The following is a 13,847-nucleotide window of genomic DNA, read 5'->3' on the forward strand; positions in this document are numbered from 1 at the left end:
GTCCTCCATCACTAAGGGTTACCTAACCCCTCTACGCAGCGTGAGGCCCATGGGGCCTCGTACTCGACCCCACCTGCGGCGATGCGTGCGCCCCGGTCCCGCCCGCGTGCGCCCTCCCGGGCCCCCGGACCCCCCGCGCGGCTCCGTAGACTCACCCGCATGAGCAACGACCCCGCCGTGGAGATCCGCGGACTGGTGAAGCGGTTCGGCCCGAAGACCGCGGTGGACGGCCTGGACCTCACAGTCCGCAAGGCCTCGGTCACCGCCGTGCTCGGGCCCAACGGCGCGGGCAAGACCACCACGGTGGAGACCTGCGAGGGCTACCTGCGCCCGGACGCCGGCACCGTCCGCGTCCTCGGGCTCGACCCGGTCGCCCAGGCCGCGGCCCTGCGCCCCCGCATCGGGGTCATGCTCCAGTCCGGCGGCGTCTACTCCGGCGCCCGCGCCGTCGAGATGCTGCGCCACATGGCCGCGCTGTACGCCGACCCGCTCGACGTGGGTGCGCTGGTGGAGCGGCTCGGGCTCGGCGGCTGCGGGCGCACGCCCTACCGCCGCCTGTCCGGCGGCCAGCAGCAGCGCCTGTCGCTGGCCATGGCCGTGGTCGGCCGCCCCGAGCTGGTCTTCCTGGACGAGCCCACCGCCGGCCTGGACCCGCAGGCCCGCCGGGCGACCTGGGACCTCGTACGGGAGCTGCGCGCCGACGGGGTCGGCGTCGTGCTCACCACCCACCACATGGACGAGGCCGAGCAGCTCGCCGACGAGGTGGCCATCGTGGACGCCGGCCGGGTCATCGCCCACGGAAGCCCCGAGCAGCTGTGCCGCGGCGGCGCCGAGAACACCCTGCGCTTCACCGGCCGCCCCTCCCTGGACCTGGCCTCGCTGCTGAAGGCCCTGCCCGACGGCACCGAGGCGGCCGAGCTCACCCCCGGCGCCTACCGCGTCACCGGCGACGTCGACCCGCAGATGCTCGCCACCGTCACCTCCTGGTGCGCCCAGAACGGCGTGATGCCGAGCAGCCTCTCCGTGGAGCGGCACACCCTCGAAGACGTCTTCCTCGAGCTCACCGGTAAGGAGCTGCGCGCATGAGCGCCGGTACGTTCACCCCCCGCCCGGCGGCCGCGCCCGTCTCCCGCATGATCGCCGCGCAGACGGCCCTCGAGACCCGGATGCTGCTGCGCAACGGGGAGCAGCTGCTGCTGACCGTGATCATCCCCGCGCTGCTGCTGGTGCTGTTCTCCTGCGTCGACATCGTCGCGGTGCCGCTGGACGCCGCCGCCGGCGAGAAGTCCGTCGACTTCCTCGCGCCCGGCGTGCTGGCGCTCGCCGTGATGTCCACCGCCTTCACCGGCCAGGCCATCGCCACCGGCTTCGACCGGCGCTACGGGGTGCTCAAGCGGCTCGGGGCCTCCCCGCTGCCGCGCTGGGCGCTGATGGCCGCCAAGACCCTGTCCGTGCTGGTCACGGAGGTGCTGCAGATCGCCCTGCTGACGGTGATCGCCCTGGCCCTGGGCTGGTCCCCGCAGGGGAACCCGCTCTCGGTGGCGCTGCTGCTCCTGCTGGGCACGGCCGCGTTCTCGGGTCTGGGGCTGCTGATGGCGGGCACCCTCAAGGCCGAGGTGACGCTGGCCGCGGCCAACCTGGTCTTCCTGCTGCTGCTGGTCGGCGGCGGGGTGATCGTGCCGCTGGAGAAGTTCCCCGGCGCGGTCCGGGAGGTGCTCGGCCTGCTGCCGATCTCGGCGCTGTCCGACGGGCTGCGCGAGGTGCTGCGGCACGGGGCCGCTCTGCCGTGGGAGGACGCGGCCGTGCTGGGCGCGTGGGCCGTGCTGGGCCTGGGCGCCGCGGCCAGGCTGTTCCGCTGGGAGTGATTCCCCTCCCCCGTACGTTGGTCCGGCAGGACCACGGGCGCCGCCGCACAGGGGCGGCGCCCACCAGAACGCCGGGGGGCGGACCATGGGGGAACGGGAGGCCGCGCTGCGGCTGGACGAGCGCTGGGCGCGGATCCGGTCGGGGGCGGAGCATGCGGAGTACGCCGAGGCCGAGGGGCTGCTGGCGGAGCTGATCGGCGCGCTGCGGGGGCCGGCGCGGACGGATCCGGCCTGCGCGGCGCGGCTCGGGCTGCGGCTGGGGGACCTGGCGGCGCGCCGGTTCGCCGGCGGGGACCGGGCCGGGGCGCTGGCGGCCGTGGAGGAGGGCCTGCGGTACGGGCAGCAGGCCGCCGGGCACGATCCGGAGTACGCCCGCTGGTACGCCCGGGGGCTGATCAACCAGGGGGTCTGGCTGGCCTGGCCGCTCAGCGACGCCGACCGGCTGCCCCGGCACCCGCTGGGCACGGCCGCGGAGAGCGGCCCGAGTGCGATCGAGCGGGCGGCCGGCGAGCGCGCCCGTGACCTGACGCGGGCCGCGGTCGAGGTCTGGCACGGCCTGGACCAGCACGACCCCGTCAACCGGCGCGGCCTGGCCCAGGCCGAGGTGTTCCTCGGGGACCGCCTGGCGGAGCTGGGCCTGGTCGAGGAGGCGGTGGCCTGGGCGGTGGACGCGGAGGGCGGGTTCCGCCGGCTGCTGCTCTCGGCGCCCGGCGGCCAGGAGGCCGAGGAGGCGGAGGAGGCCCTCGACCACATCGGCCGGCAGCTGGAACTGCGGCTGCGCTTCCTGTCCTTCGACTCCCTGGCGAACCTGCGCACCCGCGGCCTGCTGCCCGAACGGCTGCTGCCCCGGGCGGTGGTGGCGGCCCGGATCCAGGGGGTGGCCGAGGACGGGATCGCCGCCGGGCTCGGGCTCGGCGCCGACCAGGTGGGCACGATGCTGGAGGTCACCCCGTGGCGGGCCGCCTGGCGCTTCGAGCTGCGCGGTCCCGACGGCCTGTGGAGCGCGCTGGACGGCCCGTGGCGCAGCAGCACGGAGGTGCGGAACAGGACGGCGGCCGACATGGGCGCCGAATTGGTGCACCGGTTCAGGGAGTCCGCGGACCACCCGGGCGAGGGCGGCTATTGGCGCGTCCTGCTGTGGTGGCACGAGGAGGGCGATCCAGCGGGGGCCCGCTTCCGCCACACGGCCGGCCCCGACACCCCCGGGAGCGCGCCCGCCGACGGCACCCCCTCGTGAAAGTTTGCACAAGGCGCCGCGTACGATAAGGGCCGTGTTGACCCCACTCGCTTACATCGCCAGCCGCTGGACGCCGTCACCCCGGACCGTCCGGCGGGCCGCGTTCGCCGCGCTCCTCATGAGCGTGGTCATCGTCGTCACCGGCGGCGCGGTGCGGCTGACCGGATCCGGTCTCGGCTGCGACACCTGGCCGAAGTGCACCGACGACAGCCTGGTCGCCACACCGGCTCAGGGTCTGCACGGCGCCATCGAGTTCACCAACCGCATGCTGACGTACGTGCTCTGCTCGGCCGTCGGCTGGGGCATCGTCGCGGCCCGCTCGGCCAAGCCCTGGCGCCACTCGCTCACCCGGCTCGGCTGGGTGCAGTTCGCCATCGTCATGGCCAACGCCGTCCTCGGCGGCATCACCGTCATGACCGGCCTCAACCCGTACAGCGTGGCCGGGCACTTCCTGCTCGCCACCTCGCTCATCACGGTGACCGTGGTCACCTGGCACCGCACCGGCGAGGGTGACACGGCGCCCCGGCCGCGGGTGCCCGGGCCGGTGCGCAAGCTGTCGTGGGCGCTGCTCGCGAGCACGGTGGTGCTGATCGCCGCGGGCACGGTGGTCACCGGCTCGGGCCCGCACGCCGGCGACCGCAGCGAGATCAAGCGCATGCCGCTCGACTGGGCGACCACGGCGCACCTCCACGCGGTCTCGGCGTGGCTGGTGTGCGCCCTCGCGGTCGCGATGTGGCTGGTGCTGCGCGTGGTGGACGCCCCCGACGACACCCGGGCCCGCGCCCGCGACCTGCTCATCGTGCTGGCCGCACAGGGCGCCATCGGGTACGTGCAGTACTTCACCGACCTGCCCGAGGTCCTGGTCGCCGTGCACATGCTCGGTTCCTGCCTTGTGTGGATCTCCGTGCTCCGCGTGGCGCTGAGCCTGCGCGAGCGGCCCGTGGACCGGGCCGGCATCCCGGCGCAGAGCGACCCCCAGCTCTCCGCCCTCTGAGCCGCCTCCGGGCCGCGCGGCCCGGCCGCACCCCGCCGATCCGGCCGGCCCTCGCGGCCCGGCCGGCTCAGCCGCGTTCGTCCAGGCGGTAGACGCGCCGGGCGTTGTCCGCCGCGAGCATGGCGGCGACCCGCTCGGCGTCCCGCCAGGACCAGGCCCCCTCGCCGACCCAGCCGCCCAGCACCCGCCCCAGCGCCTCCCGGAAGACCAGGGCGCCCACCGCGTGCAGTTCGGGCAGCCGCCGCCCGCCGCTGGAGAAGAGCAGCTTCCCGAAGGGGGCCAGCTCCAGCAGTTCCGCGAGCACGCCGGCGGCCCGCGCCCCGCTGCGCCCGAGGGCCGCGCCGAGGTCGGCGTGGACGTGCGGGAAGGCGGCCGCGAGCTGGGCGGTGCGCCGGTGGTACGGGTATCCGCCGAGCAGCACGATCCGGCTGCCGCGGCCCGCGGTGGCCCGCACGAAGTCCGCCAGCTGCGCGGGGTCGGCCCGCTCCGGCCGCTCCCCGGGCTGCGCCGCGCCCGTGTGCAGCTGGATCGGCAGCCCGGTGGCCACCGCGCTCCACAGCAGGTGCCGCAGCAGGACCGGGTCCGCCACCGTGCCGCCCTTGGGGCGTGCGGCCAGCCACCGCCCGACGGCCTCGGCCACCTCGCCCGGACCGGGCGGGCCGGGGGCGCCGGCGAGGGCGGCCGGATAGCCCGCACCGGCGCCGCAGGTGAAGGCCACGGCGCCGGCGGCGGCGTGGTGGAGGGCCTCGGCGAGGTTGGCGAGGAAGGCGGGCACGGTCCCTGAGGTGTCGGCGACGTGCTCGGCGAGCAGCTCCGGCCGGACGAGCTCGAAGGCCTCGGCACCTCCCGTGCGGGCCAGCTCCTTGGGCCCGGTGAGGTCCCCGGGCACGCCCGTGTCGACCAGGTAGGCGGCGACGCCGGCGCCGCGCAGCAGCCTGCGCCCGGACTCCAGGGGGCCGAGCTCGCGCCGCCGCGCCAGGTAGCGGGCCGGGGCGCAGTGCGGCTCCAGGCCGAGGAGGGGCGGGCACCAGCGGCGCACCGCGAAGCCCGCCTGGGTGTCGAAGAAGGTGGTGCCGGCGGCGGGCGGTCCGGCCGCGGGGGCCAGTTCGGCCTCGAAGGTGCCCAGGCCCAGCTCGCAGCGGAGCACTCCGTGGCAGTACTGGTCCACCAGGGGCGGCGTTTCGATCATCCGGGCATCCCGTTGCGGACGTGAGGAAGGGGCTTCCACACGTCCTAACGGGTGAGCGGGGTGCGAGGTGTTGCTCGCGCTGTTGACCGAGCGTCCACCGGGCGGGCGGAGCGCCGCGTCCGGGGTCAGGCCGCCGGGCCGGTCGCGCCGCCGAGCTGGATGCCCGCCATCCGGGTCCACTCGTACGGGCCGGTCTTCACGCGGGCGGCGAACTCGCCGTCGAACTCCTCGTGGAGGGTAAGGCCCGCCTTCTGCGCGGCCAGCTGAGCGGTCGCGTACGTCGGGGCCACCAGGTCGCCCCAGCCGCCGTCCGTGCCCACGAGCACGATCCGGGTGCCGGCCTGGCCGATGTGGGCGAGCTGGCCCTCGGCGCCGCCGTGCTGCCGGGCGAAGGCGCCGATCTGCTTGGCCAGCCTGGCGGCCGCCCGCTCCTGCTTCTTGTCCGCGGCGTTCGCGGTGGTGTCTGCCATGGAAGGCATGCTACCGGCGGGTAATCAGCGGAGGAAGGGATCCACGGCCACCGCCACGAAGAGCAGCGACACGTACGTGATCGACCAGTGGAACAGGCGCATCTCCTTGAGCTTCGCGCCCGTGACCCCCGCCTTGGCCCGCGCGTGCAGCGCGTGCGCCTCCCACAGCCACCAGCCGCCCGCCGCCAGCGCGACGGCCGTGTAGAACCAGCCGGTGTACCCCAGCGGGGTCAGCAGCAGCGAGACCGCGACCATGACCCAGCTGTACAGGACGATCTGGCGCGCCACGGCCTTGTTGCCCGCCACGACCGGCAGCATCGGCACGCCGACGCGCGCGTAGTCCTCCTTCACCTTCATCGACAGCGGCCAGTAGTGCGGCGGCGTCCAGAAGAAGATGACGAGGAAGAGGATGACGGCGGCCCAGGAGACCTCGCCCCGCACCGAGGACCAGCCGATGAGCACCGGCATGCAGCCGGCGATGCCGCCCCAGACGATGTTCTGCGCGGTGCGCCGCTTCAGCAGCATCGTGTAGATGACGACGTAGAAGAGGAGCGCGCCGAGTGCGAGCGCGGCGGACAGCCAGTTGACGAGCAGTCCGAACCACACGGTGGACACGACGCCGAGGGTGATGCCGAAGACGAGGCACTCGCGCGGGCTCACCATGCCCGTCACCAGCGGCCGCTGCGACGTGCGGTCCATCAGCGCGTCGATGTCGCGGTCGATGTACATGTTCAGGGCATTCGCCCCGCCGGCGGACAGGTAGCCGCCGAAGCAGGTCGCCAGAACCAGCCACAGCGAGGGCACGCCCTGCTCGGCCAGGAACATGACCGGCACTGTGGTGATCAGCAGAAGTTCGATGATCCGCGGCTTGGTCAAAGCCACGAAAGCCTTCGCACGGGCCCCGAACGGACGGTGGCCGGGGCTCGTCCCGAGCACCCCCGCTGGACGGGATTCGACGGCCGTCACGCACACCCCTGACAGAGAATCCAGCAAGCTCCGGACGGGTGGTCCGGAGCTTGCGCGTACCACGCCACTTTAGACGTTGCGCTTGCGTCGCCCCGCGCGGGGGTCGCCTCGTGTTGGTCCGATCCGAGTCCGCGACGTTGTGACGGACTGCGGGCACTCGAATAGCTGCACGCCGCAGCGGGGGTAGGCTCGGAATCGCGCCGGTGCACCGTTCGTCACCGGGAACAGACATGTGGAGAGGAGCCCTGACCCACGGTGAGCACCAAGCCGACGACCACAGAGCTCGAATGGACCGAACTGGACCAGCGGGCCGTCGACACCGCCCGCATCCTGGCCGCCGACGCGGTCCAGAAGGTCGGTAACGGCCACCCCGGCACGGCCATGAGCCTCGCCCCCGCCGCGTACACCCTCTTCCAGAAGGTCATGCGGCACGACCCGGCGGACCCGGAATGGGTTGGCCGTGACCGTTTCGTGCTTTCCGCGGGTCACTCCTCCCTGACCCTCTACACCCAGCTCTACCTCGGCGGCTTCGGCCTGGAGCTGGACGACCTCAAGGCGTTCCGCACGTGGGGCTCGAAGACCCCCGGCCACCCGGAGTACGGCCACACGGCCGGCGTCGAGACCACCACCGGCCCGCTCGGCCAGGGTGTCGCCAACGCGGTGGGCATGGCCATGGCCGCCCGCTACGAGCGCGGCCTGTTCGACCCGGAGGCCGCCCCGGGCACCTCCCCCTTCGACCACATGGTCTACGCCATCGCCGGCGACGGCTGCCTCCAGGAGGGCATCTCCGCCGAGGCCTCCTCCCTCGCGGGCCACCAGAAGCTCGGCAACCTGGTGCTGCTGTGGGACGACAACCACATCTCCATCGAGGGCGACACCGAGACGGCCGTCTCCGAGGACACCCTCAAGCGCTACGAGGCGTACGGCTGGCACGTCCAGCGCATCGCCCAGCAGCCCAACGGCGACATCGACCCCAAGGCCCTGTACGCGGCGCTGGCCGCCGCCAAGGCCGAGACCGAGCGCCCCTCCTTCATCGCGATGCGCTCGATCATCGCCTGGCCGGCCCCGCACGCCCAGGGCACCGAGGCCTCGCACGGCTCGGCCCTCGGCGACGACGAGGTCGCGGCCACCAAGCGCGTCCTCGGCTTCGACCCCGAGCAGACCTTCGAGGTCTCCGAGGAGGTTATCGCCCACACCCGCAAGGCCCTCGACCGCGGCCGCGAGGCCAAGGCCGCCTGGGAGAAGGACTTCTCCGCCTGGCGCACCGCCAACCCCGAGCGGGCCGCCGCCTTCGACCGCATCCAGGCCAACGAGCTGCCCGAGGGCTGGGAGGACAAGCTCCCCGTCTTCGAGCCCGGCACGGGCGTCGCCACCCGCGCGGCCTCCGGCAAGGTGCTCCAGGCCCTCGGCGCGGTCATCCCGGAGCTGTGGGGCGGCTCGGCCGACCTGGCCGGCTCCAACAACACCACCATCGACAAGAACTCCTCGTTCCTGCCGAAGGGCAACCCGCTGCCGGAGGCCGACCCGTACGGCCGCACCGTGCACTACGGCATCCGCGAGCACGCCATGGCCGCGGCCATGAACGGCATCGCCCTGCACGGCCACACCCGTATCTACGGCGGCACGTTCCTGGTGTTCTCCGACTACATGCGCAACGCCGTGCGCCTGTCGGCCCTGATGCACCTGCCCGTGACGTACGTGTGGACGCACGACTCCATCGGCCTCGGCGAGGACGGCCCGACGCACCAGCCGGTCGAGCACCTGGCCTCGCTGCGCGCCATCCCGGGCCTGAACGTGGTCCGCCCGGCCGACGCGAACGAGACCGCCATCGCCTGGCGCGAGATCCTGCGCCGCCACACCAAGGTCTTCGGCAAGGGCGCCCCGCACGGCCTGGCGCTGACCCGCCAGGGCGTGCCGACGTACGAGCGCAACGAGGACGCGGCCAAGGGCGGCTACGTGCTGTTCGAGGCGACGGGCCCCCAGGGCGAGACCGCCGACGCGCAGGTCGTCCTCATCGGCACCGGCTCCGAGGTCCAGCTCGCCGTCGCCGCGCGCGAGGCGCTGCAGGCCGAGGGCATCCCGGCCCGGGTCGTCTCGATGCCGTCCGTCGAGTGGTTCGAGGAGCAGGACCAGGCGTACAAGGACAGCGTGCTGCCGCCGTCGGTGAAGGCGCGCGTCGCGGTCGAGGCCGGCATCGGCCTGACCTGGCACCGGTACGTCGGCGACGCGGGCCGGATCGTCTCGCTGGAGCACTTCGGCGCCTCGGCCGATGCGAAGGTCCTCTTCCGCGAGTTCGGCTTCACCGCCGAGGCCGTGACCGCCGCCGCCAAGGAATCCCTCGAAGCCGCCGCGCGCTGACGCCGGTACGCAACCAAGTAGGAGATGCAATTCCCATGACAGACGCACTCAAGCGCCTCTCCGACGAGGGCGTGGCGATCTGGCTGGACGACCTGTCCCGCAAGCGCATCACGTCGGGCAACCTGGCCGAGCTCATCGACCAGTCCCACGTGGTCGGTGTCACCACCAACCCGTCGATCTTCCAGAAGGCGATCAGCAGCGGTGACGGCTACGAGCAGCAGCTCGCCGACCTCGCCGCCCGCAAGGTCACCGTCGACGAGGCCATCCGCATGATCACGACGGCGGACGTCCGCGACGCCGCCGACATCCTGCGCCCGGTCTTCGACCGGACCGACGGCCAGGACGGCCGCGTGTCCATCGAGGTCGACCCGCGCCTGGCCCACGACACGGTGGCCACGGTCGCCGAGGCCAAGCAGCTCGCCTGGCTGGTGGACCGCCCGAACACGCTGATCAAGATCCCGGCGACCAAGGCCGGCCTGCCGGCGATCGCCGAGGTCATCGGCAAGGGGATCAGCGTCAACGTCACGCTGATCTTCTCCCTGGAGCGCTACCGCGCGGTCATGGACGCGTACCTGACGGGCCTGGAGAAGGCCCGGGCCGCGGGCCTGGACCTGTCCGAGATCCACTCCGTCGCCTCCTTCTTCGTGTCCCGCGTGGACACCGAGATCGACAAGCGCCTGGACGGCATCGGCACCGACGAGGCGAAGGCCCTCAAGGGCAAGGCGGCCCTCGCCAACGCCCGACTGGCCTACGAGGCGTACGAGGAGGTCTTCTCCTCCGACCGCTGGGCCGCCCTGGAGCGCCAGGGTGCCAACAAGCAGCGCCCGCTGTGGGCCTCGACCGGCGTCAAGGACCCGGCGTACAAGGACACCCTGTACGTGGTCGACCTGGTCGCCCCGAACACGGTGAACACCATGCCGGAGGCCACCCTGGAGGCCACCGCCGACCACGGCGAGGTCACGGGCGACACCGTGCGCGGCACCTACGGGCAGGCGCGCGCCGAGCTCGATGCGGTCGCGAAGCTGGGCATCTCGTACGACGATGTGGTGCAGCTGCTCGAGGACGAGGGCGTCGAGAAGTTCGAGGCGTCCTGGAACGACCTGCTGAAGTCGACCGAGGCGGAGCTTGAGCGCCTCGCACCCACGGAAGGCTGAGTGCGCCTTGCTTGTTAACGGAGCGAACCCGCTTCGTGACGCACAGGACCGGCGGCTCCCGCGCATCGCGGGGCCGTCCGGCCTGGTCATTTTCGGCGTTACGGGTGACCTGTCGCGCAAGAAGCTGATGCCCGCGGTCTACGACCTGGCCAACCGGGGCCTGCTTCCGCCGGGCTTCTCGCTGATCGGCTTCGCCCGCCGGGAGTGGGAGCACGAGGACTTCGCCCAGGAGGTGTACGAGGCCGTCAAGGAGCACTCGCGCACCCCGTTCCGCGAGGAGGTCTGGCAGCAGCTGGTGCAGGGCTGCCGGTTCGTGCAGGGCGACTTCGGCGACGACCAGGCGTTCGAGACGCTGAAGGCGACGATCGAGGAGCTCGACAAGCAGCAGGGAACGGGCGGCAACTTCGCCTTCTACCTGTCGGTCCCGCCGAAGTTCTTCCCCAAGGTGGTCCAGCAGCTCAAGGACCACGGTCTGGCGCAGAAGCCCGGCTCCTGGCGGCGTGCCGTCATCGAGAAGCCCTTCGGGCACGACCTGAAGAGCGCGCAGGAGCTGAACCAGGTCGTCCACGAGGTCTTCCCCCGGGACGAGGTCTTCCGCATCGACCACTACCTGGGCAAGGAGACCGTCCAGAACATCCTGGCGCTCCGCTTCGCGAACACGATGTTCGAGCCGATCTGGAACCGGTCGTACGTGGACCACGTGCAGATCACCATGGCCGAGGACATCGGCATCGGCGGCCGGGCCGGCTACTACGACGGCATCGGCGCGGCCCGCGACGTCATCCAGAACCACCTGCTCCAGCTGCTCGCGCTGACCGCGATGGAGGAGCCCGGCTCCTTCCACCCCAAGGCGCTGGTGGCGGAGAAGCTGAAGGTGCTCAGCGCCGTCCAGATCCCCGAGGAGCTGGGCAAGCACACCGTGCGCGGCCAGTACGCGGCGGCCTGGCAGGGTGGCGAGAAGGTCGTCGGGTACCTCGAAGAGGACGGCATCGACCCCAAGTCGAAGACCGACACCTACGCGGCCATCCGCCTGGAGATCAACAACCGCCGCTGGGCGGGCGTCCCGTTCTATCTGCGCACGGGCAAGCGCCTGGGCCGCCGGGTGACCGAGATCGCGGTCGTCTTCAAGCGGGCCCCCTACCTGCCGTTCGAGTCCGGCGCGACCGAGGAGCTGGGGCAGAACGCCCTGGTCATCCGGGTCCAGCCGGACGAGGGCGTCACGGTGCGCTTCGGCTCCAAGGTCCCGGGCACCTCCATGGAGGTCCGGGACGTGACGATGGACTTCGCGTACGGCGAGTCCTTCACGGAGTCGAGCCCCGAGGCGTACGAGCGGCTGATCCTCGACGTCCTGCTGGGTGACGCGAACCTCTTCCCGCGCCACCAGGAGGTCGAGCTCTCCTGGAACATCCTCGACCCGATCGAGGAGTACTGGGACAAGCACGGCAAGCCCGCGCAGTACCCGGCGGGAACCTGGGGACCGGTCGAGGCGGACGAGATGCTCGCACGAGACGGACGGAGCTGGCGCCGGCCATGAAGATCGACCTCACGGAGACCACCTCCAGCAAGATCAACTCTGCGCTGGTGCAGGCGCGCCGGGACATCGGCACGCCGGCCATCGGCATGGTGCTCACGCTGGTGATCGTGACCGACGAGGAGAACGCGTACGACGCGCTCAAGTCGGCGAACGACGCGTCCCACGAACACCCTTCGCGGATCATCGTCGTCATCAAGCGGGTCAGCCGCTCGCCGCGCAGCCGCCGCGACGCCCGCCTCGACGCGGAAGTACGCGTCGGTGCGGACGCCGGCAGCGGCGAGACGGTCGTGCTCCGCCTCCACGGTGAACTGGTCGACCACGCCCAGTCGGTGGTTCTCCCGCTGCTCCTGCCGGACGCACCCGTGGTCGTCTGGTGGCCGGAAGGCGCCCCTGCGGACCTGGCGGGCGACCCGCTCGGTGCGCTCGGGCAGCGCCGGATCACCGACACCTACTCCTGCGAGGAGCCCACCGGGGCGCTCGGCGAGCGGGCGGCGACGTACGCGCCCGGCGACACCGACCTGTCCTGGACCCGGATCACGCCGTGGCGCTCCATGCTCGCGGCGGCCCTGGACCAGCAGCCGGTCAAGGTGACCTCGGCGGTCGTCGAGGGCGAGGACGAGAACCCGAGCTGCGAGCTGCTGGCCATGTGGCTGGCGGACCGCCTCGGCGTCCCCGTCCAGCGCACCCTGTCCTCGGGCCCCGGCCTGACGGCGGTCCGCCTGGAGACCAAGGACGGCGAGATCGTCCTGGACCGGGCGGACGGCCTGCTGGCCACGCTGTCCATGCCGGGCCAGCCCGACCGTGCGGTGGCGCTCAAGCGCCGCGAGACGGCCGAGCTGCTGGCGGAGGAGCTGCGCCGGCTCGACCCGGACAACATCTACGCCGAGGCGCTGAAGTTCGGCGTGGCGAAGCTGGAACAGGTGAAGTCGCCGCAGGCCGAGCCGGCTGCGGCAGCGGAGCCGGCCGAGCAGGCGGCGCCCGCTGCGGCGGCGCCGAAGCCGGGCGCGAAGGCGGCCGGCAAGAAGTCCTCGACCCCGGCCAAGCAGTGACGCGCTGACGCAGTGACACGGTGACACGATGACACCGTGAAGCATCCTGGCCGCCGGCCGGCTCCGCACCCCTCCCGGGTCCGGGCCGACCGGCGGCCGAGCCATTTCCCGACCAAGAAGGCGGCAACAACATGGGTATGACGACTCCTCAGGTCGTCGTCCACCGGGACAAGGAGCTGATGGCCCAGTCCGCGGCGGCCCGGCTCATCACGAAGATCGTGGACGCGCAGGCCGCCCGGGGCAGCGCCTCGGTCGTCCTCACCGGCGGCCGCAACGGCAACGGGCTGCTCGCCGCGCTGGCCGCCGCGCCGGCCCGCGACGCGATCGACTGGGCCCGGCTGGACCTGTGGTGGGGCGACGAGCGCTACGTCCCGGCGGACGACCCCGAGCGCAACCACGTCCAGGCGCGGGAGGCGCTGCTGGACTCCGTCCCGGTGGACCCGGCGCGGGTGCACGTGATGCCGGCCTCGGACGGGCCGTACGGGGCCGACGCGGACGCGGCGGCCGAGGCGTACGCGGCGGAGCTGCGCAAGGCGGCCGGGCCGGAGGACCACGGGCCGGTGCCGCGGTTCGACGTGCTGATGCTGGGCGTCGGGCCCGACACCCACGTGGCCTCGCTCTTCCCGGAGCACCCGGCGGCGCGGGAGACCGAGCGCACGGTCGTCGGCGTCCACGGGGCCCCGAAGCCGCCGCCCACCCGTATCTCCCTCACCCTGCCAGCGATCCGCGCGGCCCGCGAGGTCTGGCTCCTCGCGGCGGGCGAGGACAAGGCCGGCGCCGTGGCGATCGCCCTGGGGGGTGCCGGCGAGGTCCAGGCCCCTGCCGCTGCGGCGTACGGCCGGTCCCGGACGCTGTGGCTCCTGGACCGCGCCGCAGCCGCCAAACTCCCCCCGGCCCTGTACCCCCCGGCCTCGGCCTGACCGTCCCGCCCCACGGGCCCGCGCTCACCCGAGCGCGGGCCCGTTGCCGCTGCGCGGAGCCGTTTCCCCCACCCCGCCCCTTCCCGATACGCCTCAAACGCCGGCGAGGCT

General features: G+C 73.0%; 12 protein-coding genes. 9 read left to right on the plus strand and 3 right to left on the minus strand.

The annotated features are described in order from the left end of the window. Window positions 1-159: 159 nt before the first annotated feature. The 4 genes from AB0953_RS19420 (at window position 160) to AB0953_RS19435 (ending at window position 4,096) form a co-directional block, all read left to right on the plus strand. Window positions 160-1,086, plus strand: coding sequence for an ABC transporter ATP-binding protein (locus tag AB0953_RS19420; protein ID WP_366860722.1), 927 nt, complete (start codon window positions 160-162; stop codon window positions 1,084-1,086). Continuing rightward, window positions 1,083-1,865 carry an ABC transporter permease gene (locus AB0953_RS19425; protein ID WP_366860723.1) on the plus strand — a complete coding sequence of 261 codons (783 nt, stop codon included), beginning with the start codon at window positions 1,083-1,085 and terminating at the stop codon, window positions 1,863-1,865. Before AB0953_RS19420 ends, AB0953_RS19425 begins: the two co-directional genes overlap by 4 nt. Before the next feature lie 85 nt (window positions 1,866-1,950). Further along, entirely contained in the window at window positions 1,951-3,102 is a 1,152-nt protein-coding gene (locus AB0953_RS19430; protein ID WP_366860724.1) for a hypothetical protein, read from the plus strand. Window positions 3,103-3,106: 4 nt separating this feature from the next. Then, window positions 3,107-4,096 (plus strand): COX15/CtaA family protein, encoded by a 990-nt coding sequence (locus AB0953_RS19435; protein WP_366860725.1) that lies wholly within the window; start codon window positions 3,107-3,109, stop codon window positions 4,094-4,096. A gap of 67 nt (window positions 4,097-4,163) precedes the next feature. Here the strand turns inward: AB0953_RS19435 and AB0953_RS19440 are convergent, their stop codons facing one another. From AB0953_RS19440 to AB0953_RS19450, 3 genes are all read right to left on the minus strand, one after another. Further along, on the minus strand, window positions 4,164-5,285 hold the full coding sequence (locus AB0953_RS19440) for an amidohydrolase family protein (protein ID WP_366860726.1): 1,122 nt from the start codon (window positions 5,283-5,285) through the stop codon (window positions 4,164-4,166). Window positions 5,286-5,410: 125 nt separating this feature from the next. Next, the gene (locus AB0953_RS19445; RefSeq protein WP_366860727.1) at window positions 5,411-5,764 is read right to left on the minus strand and encodes a hypothetical protein; all 354 of its coding nucleotides are present in this window, start codon (window positions 5,762-5,764) and stop codon (window positions 5,411-5,413) included. Between the two features lie 15 nt (window positions 5,765-5,779). Further along, window positions 5,780-6,727, minus strand: coding sequence for a heme o synthase (locus AB0953_RS19450; protein WP_366860801.1), 948 nt, complete (start codon window positions 6,725-6,727; stop codon window positions 5,780-5,782). Between the two features lie 249 nt (window positions 6,728-6,976). Here AB0953_RS19450 and tkt point away from each other — a divergent pair, with 249 nt between their 5' ends. The 5 genes from tkt to pgl all read left to right on the plus strand — a co-directional run bounded on the left by tkt (window position 6,977) and on the right by pgl (window position 13,736). After that, a complete protein-coding gene (gene tkt, locus AB0953_RS19455; protein WP_366860728.1) occupies window positions 6,977-9,079 on the plus strand; it encodes a transketolase in 2,103 nt (700 codons plus the stop codon). A gap of 35 nt (window positions 9,080-9,114) precedes the next feature. After that, complete coding sequence (gene tal, locus AB0953_RS19460; protein ID WP_366860729.1) at window positions 9,115-10,233, plus strand: transaldolase; 1,119 nt, start codon at window positions 9,115-9,117, stop codon at window positions 10,231-10,233. A 7-nt stretch (window positions 10,234-10,240) separates the two neighbouring features. Next, window positions 10,241-11,767: a glucose-6-phosphate dehydrogenase gene (gene zwf / locus AB0953_RS19465; protein WP_366860730.1), complete on the plus strand. Its 1,527-nt coding sequence runs from the start codon at window positions 10,241-10,243 to the stop codon at window positions 11,765-11,767. Further along, window positions 11,764-12,816 (plus strand): glucose-6-phosphate dehydrogenase assembly protein OpcA, encoded by a 1,053-nt coding sequence (gene opcA / locus AB0953_RS19470; protein WP_366860731.1) that lies wholly within the window; start codon window positions 11,764-11,766, stop codon window positions 12,814-12,816. Before zwf ends, opcA begins: the two co-directional genes overlap by 4 nt. Window positions 12,817-12,953: 137 nt before the next feature. Further along, window positions 12,954-13,736: a 6-phosphogluconolactonase gene (gene pgl, locus AB0953_RS19475; RefSeq protein WP_366860732.1), complete on the plus strand. Its 783-nt coding sequence runs from the start codon at window positions 12,954-12,956 to the stop codon at window positions 13,734-13,736. The last annotated feature ends 111 nt before the right edge of the window (window positions 13,737-13,847 follow it).

The sequence above is a fragment of the Streptomyces sp. NPDC046866 genome, assembly GCF_040704625.1.
In the GTDB taxonomy this organism is placed as follows: domain Bacteria; phylum Actinomycetota; class Actinomycetes; order Streptomycetales; family Streptomycetaceae; genus Streptomyces.